General features: G+C 50.0%; 10 protein-coding genes, 1 tRNA gene and 2 pseudogenes. 6 read left to right on the plus strand and 7 right to left on the minus strand.

What is annotated here, in order from left to right:
* Positions 1-318 precede the first annotated feature (318 nt).
* Together G9Q73_RS11655 and G9Q73_RS11660 are read right to left on the minus strand one after the other, a co-directional pair.
* Positions 319-2577 carry a TonB-dependent receptor gene (locus G9Q73_RS11655; protein WP_177419939.1) on the minus strand — a complete coding sequence of 753 codons (2259 nt, stop codon included), beginning with the start codon at positions 2575-2577 and terminating at the stop codon, positions 319-321.
* A gap of 644 nt (positions 2578-3221) precedes the next feature.
* Complete coding sequence (locus tag G9Q73_RS11660) at positions 3222-3926, minus strand: HPP family protein (RefSeq protein ID WP_177419940.1); 705 nt, start codon at positions 3924-3926, stop codon at positions 3222-3224.
* A gap of 736 nt (positions 3927-4662) precedes the next feature.
* On the opposite strand from G9Q73_RS11660, the gene G9Q73_RS11665 reads away from it, so the two are divergent.
* Positions 4663-9141: a helicase domain-containing protein gene (locus tag G9Q73_RS11665; RefSeq protein WP_177419941.1), complete on the plus strand. Its 4479-nt coding sequence runs from the start codon at positions 4663-4665 to the stop codon at positions 9139-9141.
* Between the two features lie 154 nt (positions 9142-9295).
* Positions 9296-10340 (plus strand): annotated as a pseudogene (locus G9Q73_RS11670) (ISL3 family transposase).
* 586 nt (positions 10341-10926) lie between these two features.
* Here the strand turns inward: G9Q73_RS11670 and G9Q73_RS11675 are convergent.
* Positions 10927-11016, minus strand: a tRNA-Ser gene (locus G9Q73_RS11675).
* 154 nt (positions 11017-11170) lie between these two features.
* Between G9Q73_RS11675 and mltF the strand changes: the two genes are divergently transcribed.
* Positions 11171-12571, plus strand: coding sequence for a membrane-bound lytic murein transglycosylase MltF (gene mltF / locus G9Q73_RS11680; protein WP_177419942.1), 1401 nt, complete (start codon positions 11171-11173; stop codon positions 12569-12571).
* A gap of 15 nt (positions 12572-12586) precedes the next feature.
* Here the strand turns inward: mltF and G9Q73_RS11685 are convergent, their stop codons facing one another.
* Both G9Q73_RS11685 and tadA read right to left on the minus strand, forming a co-directional pair.
* The gene (locus G9Q73_RS11685) at positions 12587-13606 is read right to left on the minus strand and encodes a phospholipase A (protein WP_177419943.1); all 1020 of its coding nucleotides are present in this window, start codon (positions 13604-13606) and stop codon (positions 12587-12589) included.
* Positions 13607-13619: 13 nt separating this feature from the next.
* Positions 13620-14093 (minus strand): tRNA adenosine(34) deaminase TadA, encoded by a 474-nt coding sequence (gene tadA / locus G9Q73_RS11690; RefSeq protein WP_177419944.1) that lies wholly within the window; start codon positions 14091-14093, stop codon positions 13620-13622.
* Between the two features lie 349 nt (positions 14094-14442).
* On the opposite strand from tadA, the gene G9Q73_RS11695 reads away from it, so the two are divergent.
* Positions 14443-15864, plus strand: a complete 1422-nt coding sequence (locus G9Q73_RS11695; protein WP_178941504.1) for a hypothetical protein — start codon at positions 14443-14445, stop codon at positions 15862-15864.
* 242 nt (positions 15865-16106) lie between these two features.
* On the opposite strand, the pseudogene G9Q73_RS11700 reads toward G9Q73_RS11695, so the two are convergent.
* Both G9Q73_RS11700 and G9Q73_RS11705 read right to left on the minus strand, forming a co-directional pair.
* Positions 16107-16538, minus strand: a pseudogene (locus G9Q73_RS11700) (IS110 family transposase); the annotation flags it as partial.
* Positions 16539-16691: 153 nt separating this feature from the next.
* A complete protein-coding gene (locus G9Q73_RS11705) occupies positions 16692-17036 on the minus strand; it encodes an AF1514 family protein (RefSeq protein ID WP_177419947.1) in 345 nt (114 codons plus the stop codon).
* 185 nt (positions 17037-17221) lie between these two features.
* Here G9Q73_RS11705 and dapD point away from each other — a divergent pair, with 185 nt between their 5' ends.
* On the plus strand, positions 17222-18043 hold the full coding sequence (dapD, locus tag G9Q73_RS11710) for a 2,3,4,5-tetrahydropyridine-2,6-dicarboxylate N-succinyltransferase (RefSeq protein WP_177419948.1): 822 nt from the start codon (positions 17222-17224) through the stop codon (positions 18041-18043).
* A gap of 69 nt (positions 18044-18112) precedes the next feature.
* On the plus strand, positions 18113-18460 hold the full coding sequence (locus tag G9Q73_RS11715) for an ArsC family reductase (RefSeq protein WP_177419949.1): 348 nt from the start codon (positions 18113-18115) through the stop codon (positions 18458-18460).
* Positions 18461-18958 lie beyond the last annotated feature (498 nt).

The raw sequence follows: 18958 nt of genomic DNA on the forward strand, positions 1-18958 counted from the left end.
ATGCGCAATGGCTGTTTCTATACCAGGGAAGAGGCGTCCCAGACTCCACAGTGATGGGGCCTTCGCAGATGACTGCGATCATGGGTGGTGTGGCGCGCATCGAAAGAGAACCTGTGATGATCATCGGCCAGCAGATGGGGCGGGATGCCAAATAACCCACCTGGCAATCGATCCTTGAAGTCATGCGGCCACGGCTGAACCCCCTCTGTGCTTCCCTTGATCATTCGCTCTCACTGGTGTTTGATCTTTGATTGCCAGATTGATTCAAAAAAAACGCCGACTGACGTCGGCGTTGAAAGGTGCAGACAACAATTCCGGCTAGAACGTGACGTTCACTCCAGCGTAGAGCGAACGACCCATGCCCGGAACCGAGACGCCCCAAGGAACGTCGGTTCCGGTCATGGTCTTGCCCTCACCGAGATAGGCGCCGCCCAGCGGGTGATTGTAGAACTTGTCGAAAATGTTCTCGATTCCGAAATCAAAGCGGACCTGTTTCCACTGGTAGTTGCTCCGCAGGTGGAACAGGCCGTACCCCATAGTCTGGAGTTCATTCCTGACCTGTGAGACGCGGGTCTTCTCATCCACCAGCTCAAGTTCGATAACGTTGGTCAAGCCGCCCGTATGATGCTCTATTGCCAGTAGCGCATTCAGCGGCATGATGTTATAGAGGTTGTCATCGGTAGTCTGGTTCTTGCCACGGACGTAATTCAGCATGCCCGTTGCGGTGAAATCGCCGTACTGGGTGTTTTCCGCCAGAACCTGTTGGCCGGAGATATCCACACCATACATGTGCGCGGATTGATTGACGAACTGGAGGTAGACAAAGGCGTCGGTAGAGGTGTCTACGGGGTCGATGCGACGGGCATCGATGTAATCATTGACGTAGGTGTAGTAAGGCGCCAACGTCAGACTCCATTCCTCCTGACCAGCATCATGCCAGTCGAAGGACGCGCTGACGGTATGGGCGGTTTCCGGCTCCAGGTCAAGGTTGCCGACATAGCCATTTCCGTCACCGGTCATGTTGATCATGCGCATGGCCATACCGCCGGTCGACCAGGCGTAACGCTCATACAGGTTTGGCGAACGGGTCTTCCGGGCATAGCCGAACTCGATGGTGCTGGTGGTGTCCGGCGCGAAGCGAGCCAGCGCGGTCAGATCGATATTGTCGTCGGACTTCTTGCGATCGGCAGCATTAAAGGCATCGGCTTCTACCCCGTACTTATCTACGTTATACCCCTGCACCTCGCCCGTATCCATGTGGACTCTTTCGTAGCGTAACCCGAGTTGCGTCAACAACTTCGGATTCCATTGGGCTTCCCATTCGGAGAAGGCCGCCAACCGGTCGCGTTCGCCGTTATTGATGTTCCAGAAGGTATCTGGCCACATCCCTCTGCCTGACGGATCCCACCAGTCATCCAATCGGTATTTCTGGGCTTCAGCGCCCACCCTGAGCAGATCACGCTCGGAAAGGACGATATTGGTCTTGACGACCAGGCCCGTGTTGTCTCCTTCGGTGTCCATAGGCATGCCTGCGGCGCAGCCCATCATTCCTCCGGAGGGCTCACACGGGATGCCATCCAAGAGAGCCGTAGTTTTCGTATCGGAGCCATACCAGAAGAGCTTGTCGTCAAAAAACTGCATCTTATGACGCGTATGTTCACGATAGCCGCGTGCATCCAAGGTACCCCAGTCAAACTCCCCTTCGTAGTGCAGATTGACTTGGTTGCTGTCGTTGCCGGTCATGTCCATGCGCTGATTGGGCCAACCCTGATAGGGGATATCCTGGACGCCAAACTTTAGTTCAAGCAGATGGTTTTCATGACGCATCCCAAAGTCAAGTGAGTGATTGGTCGACTTGTACATGGTGGAACCGACCTCGTCACCATCCAGCCACTCCCGGCCAGCGGCCGCAGGCCCTGCCGGCTTGAAGTCTTCGCCCGCCTTGTAGTCGTCCGCCTTGGTCGTCGATCCGCGGTAGCTCAAGCTAAATTTTTCATTGGCGACCGTCGCGGCGGCATTACCACTGATTACGTTGCCGTTGCTGCGATAAGACATTCCGACTTCACCTTTGAATAGCGTGCCTTCGCCGGCCCAGGCGAACTCCGGAGGGGGGGAATCCACCAGGATCGTGCTACCGATGCTGTCTCCGCCCACGCTGACCGGCGTGATGCCGGCGAAGACCGTGGCGCTGCCAACACTGGTCGGATCGATATAGGAGAGCGGAGGGTTCATGTGGTTGCCGCAGGCGGAGATCAAGTCCATGCCGTCAACCTTGATGCGCAGACGGTCATCGGCCATGCCGCGAATGACCGGGAGGCTGGAAACGCCGCCGGCGTTCTGGAGATTAACGCCAGGAATATTTCTCAGAAGGCTGGCGGTATCCGAGGTGGCGGGGCGCAGGATTTGTAGCGTTTTTGCGTCGATGTCCGTGGCGTTTAGCTGAGCCCCGAGGGGCTGCGACTCGGTGACGGTAATTGCTGGAAGCTGTACCTCTTCGGCGAATGTCGGGCCATGGACCGCGGCGGCAACCAGCGTGACGAGTAGGAGGCGCCGATAGTGGTGCGTATACTGCTTCATGGGAACTCCTTTTGATGGATTGTTTTTGTTTAGGGCCAAATTCTTAATACACCTAGCCATACGAGCGCCTAAATCATGGATTCGGATATTCGCGGGGGGCGTCGCTCCAGGGCATTAGTTGAGGCTTATGTACCAAGACAGACATTCACTTACAATACTATTCGTTGATTTTTTTCGACGTTTGGCTAATTTAGTGTGTTTTTTACGTCATTTCACACAGTACTGCGGGAAATGACACACACTGATTAACACTCACTAGAGGCTCTCACTCCAGATAACAGGATGAAAAAAACATCGTCAGGCTCATCAATGATGACACTACACACACGCGACTGATTAAGAGAGAAAGCAGCGGCCGCAGCTGATAATAAATATTTGTTCAGACAGGCTATAGACAACCTGAAGAAGGGTAAGCCAGGATACCTCCACGACTGTGTCACATACTGACAGGGGCTTATTGTAAAAGTTGGGAGAATCGCTGGACGATTGACTTTGGTGGGGGGAGTGGTTACCGGGAGATAATATCCGAAAAAAAATCAATAAATGTCGGTGACGTGGCGAACCGCTTCGATTTTAAACTCCTCTGTGTAGCACTTGCTGCTCATAAATACATCCTTCTTTGCGCCATCATACCGAAGCCGGCGCTACGGAGCAGCTGAGGATTGAACGTGCCGCTTGGTTGCCAGCTTATAGATTTCCAGCAAGTCTTCTTCAGTGACATCGACAAAGGTATCAATATGACTCAAGGCATAGACGAAATCTTCGTGGTTGATCGGCGCGTACCCCTGAACCCTTGATTCAACAGCTGTCTCCTTCAAATTCAGGTGAGCCGGATAGCGGCGCCATGTGAACAAGCCGTTGAATACAATCGCAACCACCAAGAGGGTCACGACATTCAGCAAAACAGGTTCGTACTCATAGGCAAAGCCCAGTTGATGCAGTTTTTCCGAACCTATGACTGCAGCCAGCGCAGTCGCACCGCCCGGAGGATGAATGCAGCGTGCAAAATACATCACACAAATGGCCAGCCCCACACTGGCGGACGCTGCTATCACATAATCTGGAATCCATTGCCAGCAGGCGACACCGACGAGCGCCGACAGGGCGTGCCCGCCAATCACATTCCAGGGTTGGGAAAATGGCACATGTGGCGCAGCAAAGAGCAGAACCGCGCTCGCTCCCATGGAGGGTACAAGCATCACGGCAACATCAGGGTCAAATAGCCATTGGCTGGTCATGAAGATGCCCAGAATACCGAGAAAACCCCCAACGCTGGAAAGCAGAGCTTCCCGATAATTGTGTTTGTGCCGGCTGAAACCAATCGCATCCAGAAAATCATTGAGACTCATATAAGTTCCTCTGGATCCACTCACTCATTTATTTCGCAGCCACTCTTTGGGTACTGATGCTCAAGCCCAGGTATTCCGCAACCACCTGCGGGGTGTCGGAGTAGCGATTGGGTTGCGTCAGATAATGGATACCAGGCGATGCGGGAAAGAAGGTGGTGGATAAGTGGGGCAAAAATCCTGCCCGTTTCCTGTCATCAGCACTCCCAAAAAACCCTAAATAACCCCAACATTTGCCAATCCGACAAACTGAATTATATGTAATATTATGATTTATATTGATATTTTGGCGGAGAGAGAGGGATTCTAACCCTCGGTCTTTCCTTATTTTTCAATGAGTTAGTTATCTATGCTGTTAAATTACTGCTAAGTCTTAATCGGTTCCCGGTCTTCAGTCAACTTACACCAGGTCCAAGATCGTTCTCCGTAACTGCCTTTTGAGCACTGTTAAACAACCGGCCAGGGCGATTATCAGAATATGGAAAGGTTATATGACGTTGGTCATTGTACGAACAGGTCATCCGCAATATTGTTCGATAACAATATCATACGGTTCTTTCGAATACTTGCACCTTACGGGCGCGGCAAGGCAACAGGCAGATTGAAGTGACCTCTATCCGGGGTATCTAGGGGGCGCTTTAATCGAAGTAAAGCAGCACACAAACCTAGAATCATCAAACCAAGCAAAGAAGCACAGAAACTTATGCAGCCAGCAAGGTACCGATAGAAGGAGAAAGGAATGCTTTATGTGTACGTGACAGATCAATGCTATGAAGACACACATCGGATCAGTAAGCTTGAACATATTGAAAAACTGAAAGATAAACTCATCAGAGAGCAAAGCACCTCAGGCCTGCAACGTCATCCACATCCATTTCTTAAAAAGCGTATAGGTCGCACGCGAATAAATATTGCCGAAGTACAAGATGGTGAAGATGTGGTGCTGTGTTTTCTACGTCACGTATACAAGTACGAAATCGGTAATGACTACGAAAACTTCTTTAGCAAGATTCGGGTACCACAAACAGAAGATGCCGATTTTGTTACCTTTCTAGAGGAAGCCAGAACTAAACCGATTGAGGCCAAGCAACAACCAAGCGAACTAGAACTGGAATATCTCTTGTTGGATCGCAATCATGAAATGGGGGATTTCGTAATTCTGGAAAGCCCCATCTGGATTCAAGCTATAAAGTGGATGAGGGAAACTCAAGGCAAACAGGGCTTGTTAACACCCGTCTGGGAGGTATTGGAAAAGATCTGCGAAGATACGAGCGAGAACGGTCATACCCGTTGCGAATACCGCCATGACAGATACGACCTCCGTGTACTCTATCGTTATTTCCCGGATAATAATTGCCTATTTCTGATTGCACCACTTGAAGATAAAAGTGCAGTTTATGGCTTGAACTCCATAGTTGAGGCAGCTAAAAAATTATCTAAAGAATCCTCACAGTTCAATGAGACCGATTTACTACGTAATGCCTCACGCGCCTATCCAGATTTTATCATCTATGATCGGGAAATATGGGAGTCTACTCAAGCTAGTATCGATGCAAATCTGGCACTGTCCCCAGAAGAAAGCGATATATTGAGCCACGTTCTTGACCCGAGACAATCGGGTGGTTTCCCTCTCTTTATCAATGGCCGTCCCGGTAGTGGAAAATCCACTATCCTACAATACCTCTTTGCTGAATACCTCCATGCCCATCTGGCCCGTTCACCGGATAAGCGCTTAGCGCGCCCACCCTTATATCTTACCTATAACGAACGTCTACTGGAGAATGCGCGTAAGTTGGTGGAAGATATTTTTCATTGCGGAGCGGAGAAGTTGGCTTTAACTGAAGCCGTCGATCTTCATGCCCCAGATATGCGGGCTGAATTTGACAGCGCCTTCGTCTACTTCCGTAAATTCCTCCTGTCCCTGCTGGATGGAGGTAATTTCAACCAAGCCAAATACATTGATTTTCACCGGTTTCGCAGTATGTATATACTCCGGTTGCAGGGGCCTGATTCCAAGTTGCGGAGGTTGGCGCCAGAAGTAGCATGGCATACGCTACGTACCTACATCAAGGGCAAGAGTACAGGTGAATCTGAGTACTTCGATCCAGATGATTACGCCGAACTACCACGGGACGAGATCACAGTAGCTCCAGAGACATACGAGTTGGTATGGGACAAAGTGTGGAATGGATGGTACCGGGATATATGCGAAAAAGAGGGCCACTGGGATGACCAAGACCTAGCTCGCAAAGCATTAGATCAAGACTTAGTACCCTCTGAGTACCCAGGTGTATTCTGCGACGAAGCGCAGGATTTCACGACTGTTGAACTGGAACTGATTTTTCGACTGTCCTGCTTTGCAACTAAACGTATAGAACCCTACTATCTAACCCGCATCCCATATGCTTTCGCGGGCGACCCCTTCCAGACCCTTAACCCGACTGGATTCAGATGGGACTCGATCAAAGCCAATTTTCACGACAATATTGTGCACCAACTCGACCCCGACCAACGGGGAAAGGTCGAATTAACTTTTAAAGAACTAGCGTACAACTACCGCTCCACATCTAGCATTGTTCGTTTCTGCAATCTGGTGCAACTCAAGCGGGCGGAGTTGTTTGATATTCCTGATGTCACACCACAGAAGGCTTGGACCATTGATAAGGGCACACCTCCAGCCTATTTTGAAGTTGACCTTGGCACCATAGGAAAACTCAAAGATCAATCAGAACTGGTCATCGTGGTTCCCTGCCAAGAGGGAGAGGAAAAGGCATTTGTGGAGAATGATCAACACCTGCGAACTATCGCCTTGGATGAGAAAGGCGAAATTGCACGTAGCGTGCTGAGTCCCATGCGGGCAAAAGGGCTCGAGTTCGGGCGTGTCGTTCTCTACAAGTTTGGTGAACAAGCCATACATGATGGACATGTCAACGTGATATCTAAGATCAAGGAGAAAAATGGTTCACCACCACCCCGGGAGGAAACGCTCAGTTTGGAGTATTTTTTCAACGGTACTTATGTTGGGGCGAGCAGATCACAGCGACGATTACTAATTGTTGATACACGAGAGGGCCTTGAGCATTTCTGGAACTTTGCCACTAATGCTTCAGAGATAGGGGAATTATTGACCGAAAAACGCCGGTCACTTTGGAGTGAGGATGATATTCACCACATGATGCGAGGGGATCCTTCTACCTGGGCCGAAGAAAGAGATGATCCCAAGTCGTTAGCGGAGCGATTTTTTAATCAAGGTCTTCTGGAAAGAAGTACATACCTGCTACAACTTGCGAGAAATCTATATGACGCTCTGGACGACAAGGAAAAAACTGAGCGATGTACAGCTCTGATCCATGATATTGATGGAGAATTCACTGCGGCAGCGGACTCCTATGAGCGGCTCGGCGAACTAAAAGAAGCCATCAGGTGCCATTGGGAAGCGAAATCTTACAACAAGGTGAGCGAGATAGCAGTGCTGGACCCTGGCCGTTTGGCCAACTCACCATTTGTCCTTGCATCGCGTTTTCTGAATAATAACAAGGAGCCTGAGAATGCAAACAAGTTTCTACGTGCGCTGGATAAAATCGACTCAGAACAAATAAAAGCTCACTTCAAATTCTCCCATTGGGCTGAGGTTCTGCAGCAAACTGTCGAAGTACTAGCTAATGATGCAACAACGACCTCACTGAATGATTCTGGTGCTTCCAAAGAAGCCCTTCGTATATTGATGCGACTTGAGAAGGACTGTGGATTCACGCTCAATCATTCAACTGAATTAGCCTTGTTAGCATTTAATGCAGGTGACCATGTTGTGGCCTTAGATATTTGGAATGATGTATCGCGCCGCACCACCGCCCGCGAACCGAATTTCATACTGCGGGCACGGGCATTAACTACATCATACCCTCACTCTTTACGCTGGTACGATCTACTCGAGGACCATGATGCGGTAGTGTTGGAATATCAGAGCAATCCTTCTAGGGAATTGGAGGAAGATCAACAGACAATTATACTCGAAGCTTTGCTGACTCATGAGGAATACGGACTGGCAGTAGACCTGTTAAAGGATTACGGTTCATGGCATGCGATGCGTCAACTGTTCAAAGCCCTTCCGAATACAAAGGCCGGGAAGTATTCAGCATGCACATTACTTGGCCCTTATCTGCGAGTTAGTGTAGGTAGAAAAAAATTTAGGTGCGTCATTGAAGACATCAGGCAAGAAAAAACTGAAGTTAAGGTGCTGTCGGCACTACTCGCTGATGAACGCATGCTGCTTTCTGCCGAAGCTGGCTTGATCAAATTGCTAGCACGGGACCGGGGATTGGTTGAGCAAAGTGCAGACGATAAGTTTATCTCGGGAAGGCTTCGAACGATCAGTAAGAAACGGGCTAGTAAACTGAAAGATTTAGTGACATTAGAAGAAGTAGGTGCGGCATTAGAGAGAATTGGGCGTATGGATAATGCACTAGCTTTTTATGAGTCAGTATTTAAGTCTAAAATATGGGGTGCCAGCAGGGGCACTGAGTTGAACGCCAAAGAACGCTGGCTTAAATGCAAAGAACGCCAAGCTAATCTTTCTCACAAGGACCAGAAGCGTAAAAACCAGCGATTATCCGAGGCAAATCATCGTTCTGCTGATTGGGGCTTGCCGATACCAGACGAAGAATACCCATCATTACCAAAACTAAAGTCTGATGAGATCGACTCACTGTTCGTTGAACAGCCAACATCTGCTCAACTAGTTATCCCAACCGAATCAGAGAAGGATGAGAAAAAGAAAAGAACGAAATTGGTGCACGAATCAAAGGGCGTCGTACCTGTTAAAATGCCTACCGAGGCTAAGCCCGAGAAAAAACTGGAAAAACAAGATGTCTCAGAAACCCCATCAGGATCATCTGCTCCTCAGCTACCAACTCGTACCCCATTCAACGGCAAAATTCAGATTACTTGCAAGTGCACTTCTGTTGATTTTGAAATCATGTTATTACCGAGTAAACGCCGACTCGAGGTACGTGATAAAGAAACCAGTGATCTGTTGATGATCTACGCCAAAGACACTTCAGTAGAAAGCAGAGATATTGAGGTAGCAAATTCCGGTGTTAATACCTGGCATATTGAAAGCTGGTCGTTGAATATTCAACTAATTGCACAAGAAAATGACATAGCTTTGGTAGATATCTCAGATGATGACGGACGTCGAGTGTTATGTTTGCTTGCTTAGTGTCAGATTTTACCCCATGAAAAACACTAAATTTATCGGCTCTTCCCCAAATCAGGTGGGTAGGTTAGCGTAATCCCCTATGAGAGATAAAGATCTATACGCCCAGATACTGGGCATCAAGAGCCCCTAGAAGGTTGCCAGCGTAGAACTGGCCTTGTCGGAGGGAGAAGTAACGGTACACGTTGAGCTGGAGCAAGGAGCCAGGCAATGCTGTCCGACCTGCGGGAGTGAGTCACCAGGCTATGATTCACGCACACGCCGCTGGAGGCACCTGGATACCTATCAGTACAAGACGATCCTGTTAGCAGATGTTCCCCGAGTAAAGTGCCAAGAGCATGGTGTGGTCACCGTGTCCGTTCCTTGGGCGGAACCTGGATCAGGATTTACAGCGATGTTTGAGGCGCTGGTGATTGACTGGTTGACAGAAGCATCCACCTCGGCGGTCTCTCGGTTGATGGGGCTGAGTTGGAATGCCATTGATGGCATTATGCAGCGTGCTGTTGAACGAGGGCTGTCTCGTAGAGAAGAAGTTTGCGCGACCCAGATAGGTGTTGATGAAACCGCCATCAGAAAGCGTCATGACTATGTGACCATCGTGTCAGACCAAAAAGAAGGTACCGTGCTACACGTAGGTAGCGACCGCAAAAAGCAACGCTCAAGGCATGGTATGGCAGCCTGACAGAGGAGCAACGAGAAGCGATAGAGAGTATCTCCATGGATATGTGGCCGGCCTTCATCAATGCCACGCTGGAAAGCATTTCGGGAGCTGAAGAGAAGATTGCCTTTGATAAATTCCATGTTGCCAAGTACCTCGGCGAGGCCGTTGACAAGGTGCGACGCCAAGAGCACAAGGCACTGATGGCGGAAGGCTACGAGGACCTAACGGGCAGCAAGTATGACTGGCTCTACAACCCGGAGAACATGACGCGCAAACAGAAGAGGCGATTCCAGGCGTTGCGCGATAGCACACTGAAGACAGCCCGATCAAGGAAGTAGCCAAGGTCATTAAGGAGCACCTGTGGGGAATATTGAATGCGATTGTTCTGAAGGTCAGTAATGGTCCGGCAGAAGGTCTCAACAGCCGGATAAAGATGATCAAGGTTCGTAGCAGGGGTTTCCGTAACAAGGAGCGGTTTGCCAATGCTATCTACTTTCACCTTGGGGGATTGGATCTTTATCCTGAGGGGGTGGTTCGATGAAAGTTACCCACTCGATCAGGGGAAGAGCCAAGATAATTATCCTTAACTGGGCTGTACCAGTCCATTAGACCACCTCATACTGATGACATGAAGGCTTGGAAACTCGCAGAAAGCGCCGGTCATGCCCTAACCCAGACCACGCCTCACCTATTCGCTTGGTTGATCTTCACAGGCCGCCTCGGAGACTCCGAGAGGTCTACTATTATTGCGCAACATCAGGACGTTGAACGGCCACTCGCGCCTCACTTCGAACGAGCCGATGAATTGGCGCTTCAATGCAGGCTAAGTACAGCAGTGAAAACGGTCAAAGGTTAACCGGACCAGGGGCTATTTCCAGCAAAGGAGGGAGACGTGGGTAGCGCAGGCCAAGTGTCTACTTTGGGTCCAGTGCATGTAAAAACTCCAGAGCCATCTACAATTGATCTTCGAACAATGCTCTGGACGCTGGAAAGAAGTCAGTTGATCACTGGAAAATGCTGGCAAAAAGCTGCCATTTCCGACGCCAAATGACGCCAAAAAAGTACCAGTATTAGAGATTACTTAAATTTTTTTCTTTTTGTTTATCAGCTAGTTGGCTGATTTTAAATGGCGGAGAGGGAGGGATTCGAACCCTCGGACCCCGCAAAGGGTCAACGCATTTCGAGTGCGTCCCATTCGGCCACTCTGGCACCTCTCCTGAAACTTCGTCGATTATTATATCCCGACGCGGAGGTCAGCTGTCCATCGAATATGATATGGCTTGATTCCCTATCAAAGGTCAGCTATTTATAGTCCAATAACATTAACAATCTGAAACTGACAGAGCTTTTACACTAGACGCCCGCTTAACCATGCGCCTCTCCCTATACGTAGTATCACTGCTCTTACTGGCCAGCTGTTCAATTCCGCCTCCGTTGATCGATCGGATCAAAGCCAGCGGTGAATTGGTGGTGGCCACGCGCAACAGCGGCACGACCTATTATGAAGGGTCCGACGGACTAACAGGGCTGGAGTACGATCTGGTTCAGCAGTTCGCCAAAGAGATTGGGGTAAAAGCCCGCTTTGTCATACCCAAAAGCTTCGAGGAGTTGCTGCCATTGGTTACGCAGGGCGAGGCACATCTTGTAGCAGCAGGACTGACTATTACACAGGCCCGTGAAACCCGCTTGCGTTTCGGCCCATCGTATCAGGAGATCACCCAGCAGGTTGTCTATCGGGGCGGCAAACGGCGGCCACGAAAGGTCGAAGACCTTATCGGTAAATCGATAGAGGTACTGCCGGGCAGCAGTCACGAGGAGGAGTTGCACAGATTATTGAAGGAGTATCCTGAACTGAGCTGGTCAAGCCCCAGTGACATGGAGAGCGAAGATCTGCTACAGCGGGTGCAGGATGAGAAGATCGACTACACCATTGCAGATTCCAATGATGTCGCCGTCAACCGCCGTTTCATGCAAAACATACGCGTTGCTTTTGATCTGACCAAACCCCAACAACTTGCCTGGGCGATGGCGCACACGGAAGACAGCAGCCTATTTAATGCGATGCAGACCTTCTTCGGCCGCATCCATAAAGACGGTACCCTGGCGCAACTGATAGAACGCCACTATGGCCATGTTGACCGACTCAACTTTGTCGAATCGAGAACCTTTCTGAAACACATCGAAAAGCGTCTGCCAAAATATGAAGCGCTGTTCAAACAAACTTCGGATGTGGTAGGTATCGACTGGCAGATGCTCGCTGCAATCGGTTATCAGGAGTCGCACTGGAACCCGAATGCAAAATCACCCACCGGCGTACGCGGCATCATGATGTTGACCCGTAACACCGCGAAACAAGTCAAGGTAACAGACAGGTTGGATCCGGAACAGAGCATCACGGGTGGCGCCCGTTATCTCAGAATAATCGAAAAGAAGATCCCAAAACGCATCGAGGAACCTGACCGGTTCTGGATGACGCTCGCAGGGTATAACGTTGGTTTCGGACATCTTGAAGATGCCCGCATCATCACCCAGCGACAGGGAGCGAACCCCGACAAGTGGGCAGATGTAAAAAAACATCTACCCCTACTCAGCAGAAAAAAATGGTATTCAACAGTAAAACACGGTTATGCCCGTGGGCAGGAGCCCGTCAACTATGTCGATAACATAAGAGCCTACTACGAACTGCTCAAGTGGAAACAGCTACAGATGGCACCACCAAGCGAGAAGCCGGAATTACCCTATGCCCTCTCGATCTCACCCGATGCCTTGTAGCCGGGCAGCCAAATGTCATAGCCAATCGGTCAAAGCGACGCCAAAACCCAAGCGGTGACTTTTGGCGTTATAGTCGATCAGACTTTCACCATATCCATTGAAATATTTCATATAGCCACGAAGGCGGCCATAAAGCGGGAAGGTCCAGCCCAGCTCCACCGCCCCTTTGTTGTCGCTTTGAAAATTATTACGCAACATGAAATTGTAGGTATGACGGCCATTTTTATAGACGCCGGCAAGTTCACCATGCCCCAGAAAATCATCGATATCCGGGTTATCATCGTCCTCCTCATCCTCGGGAATGCGGTACCATGGCTTGATACTCAGCACCATATCCCCCCGTTGCAGAATGAACTGGGCATAGAGACGATTCCAGCTCCTGGAGAGGTTGCCACTCTGTCCGTTTGACTGGTGCACGATCGAAAAACGGTTGAGCGGATTTCTCCAGCCAAACAGTGTCCAATCGCTTTTTAGATCAAGAAAGGCCTCCGGTTCATGGTTGGTCTCCCGGAAAGGCGAAGAGATCGGTTTGTTATATGCCTGCCAATAGGAGTGATTCGTATAGGCCATATAGACGCTGCCGATACCCCCGAAAAGATCCTCCATCACCGGAACCTTGAGGCTCAACTGAAACTCTATCTCGGTGTTATCCAAAACATTGTCACTCGGGGCGATCTCATTGTATGGCGCAGTGTTTGGATCGCTCTCATAAGAGGCGAAAAGTACATAGTTCATCTTGTGCGGGGTAATGACAAAGGGATTATCCTGTGTCGACTTCTCACTCTGCAGCCGTTTTTCAACCGGAGAGGTTGGCAACGTTTTTTCAGCGACGACTGATGGCGCAGCACTGTCAATTATCTGGTCATTTCCAGCATCCTTACACCCTTCCCTGAGCTCGGCTATCGTTGTGTCTCCGGGCGCATTCCTGAGGGCATTGAGCAGACACGCTTCATGTTCACCAACAGCATCTGCCTGGGTCAATACCGGCTGCAACAGGCAGGCAGCAGCCAATAGATAGAATGGTTTTCTCAACATGGCTTTCAATCCTCTACTCCTTGTTTTTTCTGCGCAGTCTGAAAAACTGCCGTAAACGTTCACCACTCTCCATCTCCAATAATCCCCCTTCACACTCGACCCGATGGTTGAAACGTTGATCGGAAGGCAGGAGATCGAACACGCTGCCAGCGGCACCGCCTCGGGGATCACGGGCAGCATAGACTACCCGCTCCACCCTTGCGTGAATGATCGCACCGGCACACATGGGACAGGGTTCAAGCGTAACGTAAAGGGTGGAACCGGGCAGGCGGTAGTTCTCTTCCCTCCGTCCGGCATCGCGCAGGACCATGATTTCGGCATGAGCGGTGGGGTCATGGTGACCGATTGGGCAATTCCATCCCTGGCCGATAATCTTGCCGTCACGGACCAGGATAGCGCCTACTGGCACCTCCCCCTCGGATTCAGCCTGGGCTGAGAGTTCGAGGGCGGTTTGCATATAGTAATGGTCTTGTGTATCGAAATTCATGGTTGTTGTGTCGCATGGAGCAACACTTAAACGCTACTCACAATCGATTGTTAACAATCCTGGAAAAGCCAATAGTGGCACGGGTTTTCCGGCGGTCTCGAGTGTCAATACCATGAAAAATACCATTATCAATAATTTCTTGACTGAGCGGCTAAACCAGCTGAATTGAAAATCAGTTTAATCAAGTAACAATGACACAACCCCGTGGTGGCTCAAGTCTTCCCATCGCATCAAAGTACAAGACTATCACAGCCCCGACCACCGCGATGTCCCCTACTTCGATGCCCAAACATCCTAAGACAGGGTACCCATCTCGCTTTCGAGCTCCAATTCCCATCGCTCCAGGGCGTTGGGCAGCTATTTTACCGCCTCCCCCAAAAAAGAGGAGCGTCGTGGGGGAGTTAATAAACTTGTCTACCTGCTGGATTACCAGTACACACCGAAAGGGCTCTCCTGGAAGGCGCTAAAAGAGATCGACCGGTTACGAGCTTCGTCCCTGTCGGAAGCGGCCACCATATTGGATTTGGAGATCTATCTGGCTCTGGCGGACATCCGGGAGATGTGGGATTGCGAGATAGATGAACCTGGCAGGGGATATGGTTCAAGGCGGCGATACTGGGAATATTATGACGATGAGGAACTGGAGGAGGATAGTGACGATGAAGCAGATGTCGAGTTGCTTGAACTGATCGATGATTCCACCATTATCAAACATTGGCGTGATGCCGCGGGAAAGCCCGCCGGCCTGCCTGAATGGTCTGTGTACGGCAGGGAGATTTGTTGGACCAAGGCGACGGATGAGTTCAGTCCTTTCGAGTCGGAGTATGAGGGGTTTATGGGGAATTGGGGTAATACCATGGAACGCTGGTATCACCGTGCAGCAATTATCCTCTGGCGGCGGGAAGACCGCTATGCCGCACTGCTTGAGATTGCACCGGAGACGATGATCCGGGAACTGCTCCGGATGGCAGAGAAAAAGAAAACGCTGCAACAGGCCCGGGAGATTACCCGCCATCTTCTCCCGGACTGGTCCAGCTCGAATCATTCAAGAACAGTGTCATCCTCGTTTTCTCCAATCTTAAGGTTCGCATTGAGGCTAGATGAGCCAGATCTTACCCGGGAGCTCCTCTACCCGTTGAGCTCTGCAATATTGTGCCCCAAAAACGTACCGGCGATGGTACGCTTGCAGACGGCTTATGGTAGCCCCTTGATCGATGTGATGCAGCGGTGGTTGGCGCCTCCAGCTTATGAGCGACGGAAAATCCCGATCGACAAACTGGCGCAAATCATTAAACGCTGGGTAACGCATACTCCCGCTAAAGCTGAGTTGAGCAGCTTGCCTGCTCAAACGAAACTTATACCCGGAGGGTGTAAAGAGGATGAATTGACCCATTGGCTGATGGCACGGCAACTTGGTGTATTGAGACAGAAACACCATGATCAGGCTCAGAGCGGCAGCCCGGTAAACCACTTAAACAATGCATCTACCCGAATAGCCGAGATTACCGAACTTCTATCCGCTGCTTTTTTGAGTTCCGATGACGGGATTTTTCATGAAACGATCGATCATTTGATATCTGATGAAAAAGACTACCTCATATTTGATCTGATTGAGATTAGCCGTTTTATAAAGCAGCAAAGTTATAAACGCGAAGTAACCGAAGCGCAATCCAGCCGATTGCTGGACTTTGTCAGAGGTAAAGTGACAAGAGCGCTCGACAGCCCACCACGCAAGGCGGGAGACTGGTCAATCACAGAGGCCGTGTCCTGATGAAATATCGAGCGGAGGTTCGCGGACGGCTATGGCAGATATTTCGCGCCATCATATCCGGTACGCTCAATGAACTACGGAGAGCGCTTGGTTGTTCAGTCGATACTGTTATGCTGGCAATTGATAATCGCGTTGATAAGTTTTTTATCCAGAGCCTTCAGCTCGATACATTCACTATGCAATTGGAGCATGAGTGATGGGACAGCTGGAACTGTTTTTTGCTATTTTGAACTCCGAAACTTGAGATCTAAATCAATATTGTGCTGAACCACTGGGTCAGGAAAAGTGGATTTAAGCTGCTTACGTGCGTTGGCATTCTTTAGATTTACCTTGTTTGGTGGCAGGTTGTATTGACTTGTCGTATTGCCGACATGGGCTTTTAGATTGGCACCATGGCGAACAATTTTCATCCGACAGCGTAGTAGATCCCTGGTGGCACGCATGTGCCTGGGATAAACATAAGCGAGTGGGAAATTACCGTCATGCATGCACTCAACCCCGACAACAATGTTTCCAATATAAGGGTCAAGAATTTTCTGTAGCCTGTCTGGAGCGGCTGGTATCTCTTTGTGAAGATAAATTTCTCCTTCTTGATCAATGATGCAAACGTAAAGTGATTTGGCGTGCAAATCGATACCACAATAGTATGGGTGCGTGTTATTGTAGAAATTCATTGGGTTTCTCCAGTGTGGATTTTGTCACCTTCAGTTTAGTCTTGAGGCTAAGCTATTGGGGAGGCTCAATGAGTATCAAAGCCATACAGCCGCCCCATAAACCCACCGCTCCTCTTACATCGGTTGAAGAAGGGTAATCCCCCATGTTAGAGGTTATAAATCAACTGGCATATAGAAAAAAACGAATCGGCCCTGTTCAAAATCCACCTTCAGCTTGGCACCATGGTGGATGCCATAGTCCACATAACCGGGCACCGCGCTATCCTGATGACACTCGCTGGAATGTTGTGGTGATTCAAAATCACGATCCCGGTCATACCAGGATATCAACATATAGTCTGAAAACCGCTTACCTGCCAATTTATCCGCCATCTTCATCGCCTCCAGATAGTCTTTCACCGGCTTCTCTGCAATAAATTCAATCACATGGATGTCAGACATATCTGGTGGACTTGGCACCGGGCAACTCAGTTCCAAACCGATTTGTTTCTCTTGCATCGCCATCAATCTCCCGTCTGAGATACAAATATTTTATCAGTAATCTATACTTCTATTTTATCCCATCATTTTCGGGAAATGGGCATCTTTGACGTTTCCCCGGGATTAAGAGCAGATGTTTTCAAGAGTACACTGATGTAGTGTAAATCACAGGTCAGTCAAGGCACGCGTGAGCGGTGAATCCAGTGAACGATCTCAAGTCCGTCATAAACGTTGCTTTCGAAAAACGCGCCGATATTACGCCGCTTTCCGCCGACACACTCGTCAGAGACGCTGTCGATGAAATCATCAACCAACTCGACCATGGCACAATCCGCGTCGCGGAAAAAATCAATGGTGACTGGCAGGTCAATCACTGGATAAAAAAGGCGGTCCTGCTCTCCTTCCGTTTTTCGAATAACGATTTTGTGAAAGGGGGATTTACCAACTACTACGACAAAGTCCCCTCGAAATATGCCGATTACAACACCAGGGATTTCCGCAGTGATCATGTGCGCGTGGTGCCTCCCGCCAGTGCACGCAGGGGTGCCTATATCGCACCTTCCTGCATTCTCATGCCCGCCTACATCAACATCGGCGCCTATATCGATAGCGGCACTATGATCGACACTTGGTCCACCATCGGATCCTGTGCCCAGATCGGCCAAAATGTCCACATTTCAGGTAATGTTGAGATCGGCGGCATGCTGGACCCCCTGCAGGCGACGCCGACGATCATCGAAGACAACTGTTTCATCGGCTCCCACTCCAACATTGTAGAGGGGATAATTGTCGAAACAGGTTGCGTGATCTCCATGGGAGTCCACATCAACCAGAGCACGAGAATCTACAACCGCCAAACGAAAGAGATCGTCTACGGTCGCGTTCCCGCCGGCTCCGTCGTGGTACCGGGCAATCTACCAGCTGACGATGGCAGCCACAGTCTCTACTGCGCCGTAATCGTCAAGCAAGTCGACGAAAAGACCCGTTCCAGGGTCAGCATCAATGAACTGTTAAGAGATATCTGAGCCGGTATGACAACCTGCGGATTCTGCGCGTATAGTCTGGAATCTCTATCTCTAAATTTTGCGGAAACGATGACGACGATCTACGGCATTCCCAACTGCGATACCATGAAAAAAGCCCGCAAGTGGCTCGATGACCAGGGTATCGACTACCACTTCCATAATTTCAAAAAAGAGGGGCTGGACGAAGCACTGTTGTTGCGCTGGACCGAGGCAGTCGGCTGGGAAAAACTGCTCAACAAACGAGGTATGATGTGGCGCAAGCTGGATCGGGAGACCAGGGACAACATCGACGAAAGCAGCGCCATTCGCATCATGCTGGAGACACCGTCGATCATAAAACGTCCGGTTTTGGATGATGGCAAAGGGCTGCACGTGGGATTCAGCGATGCCGACTACCGGGGGATTTTTGGCAACTAACAACGCACAAATTATCTGATAAGTAGGCCGGTTCAAGCGCAGCGGAACCGGCAGACATTGATTGCTGTGCCGAGCCTGTCGCCTGATCCGCTACGCTTGATCAGGCCTACGAATCAGGGACAAAGCCGGCCCGAATACCCTATGGAAAAGAAGTAATACCCCCCATCCACCACTCTCCGTTTCCTGTATAATGGCGAGTTTTCGTTTTTCCGGGATTGTCGTATGATCAAACTCAACGTGAGAACCCGCTAATAAAACTCTAGGCCCCAGCCCACCTCCGATACGCCAGGCGGGGTCACCGCCTAACACTGGTGGCGAACCCGATCAGAACATCATCCGCCTCGGTATCGGCGACGTCACCCGCGCCCTGCCGGATGCCTTGTACCAAGGCGCGCTTTATGCTGCAGTGACGAGATAATAGCGAGGCTCTTTTTCATGGCTATGGCCCTGAACAGGGTTACGACTTCCAGCAATACGTAACTGAACGAAGTACAATGC

The sequence above is a fragment of the endosymbiont of Lamellibrachia barhami genome, assembly GCF_011947365.2.
Taxonomy (GTDB): domain Bacteria; phylum Pseudomonadota; class Gammaproteobacteria; order Chromatiales; family Chromatiaceae; genus QGON01.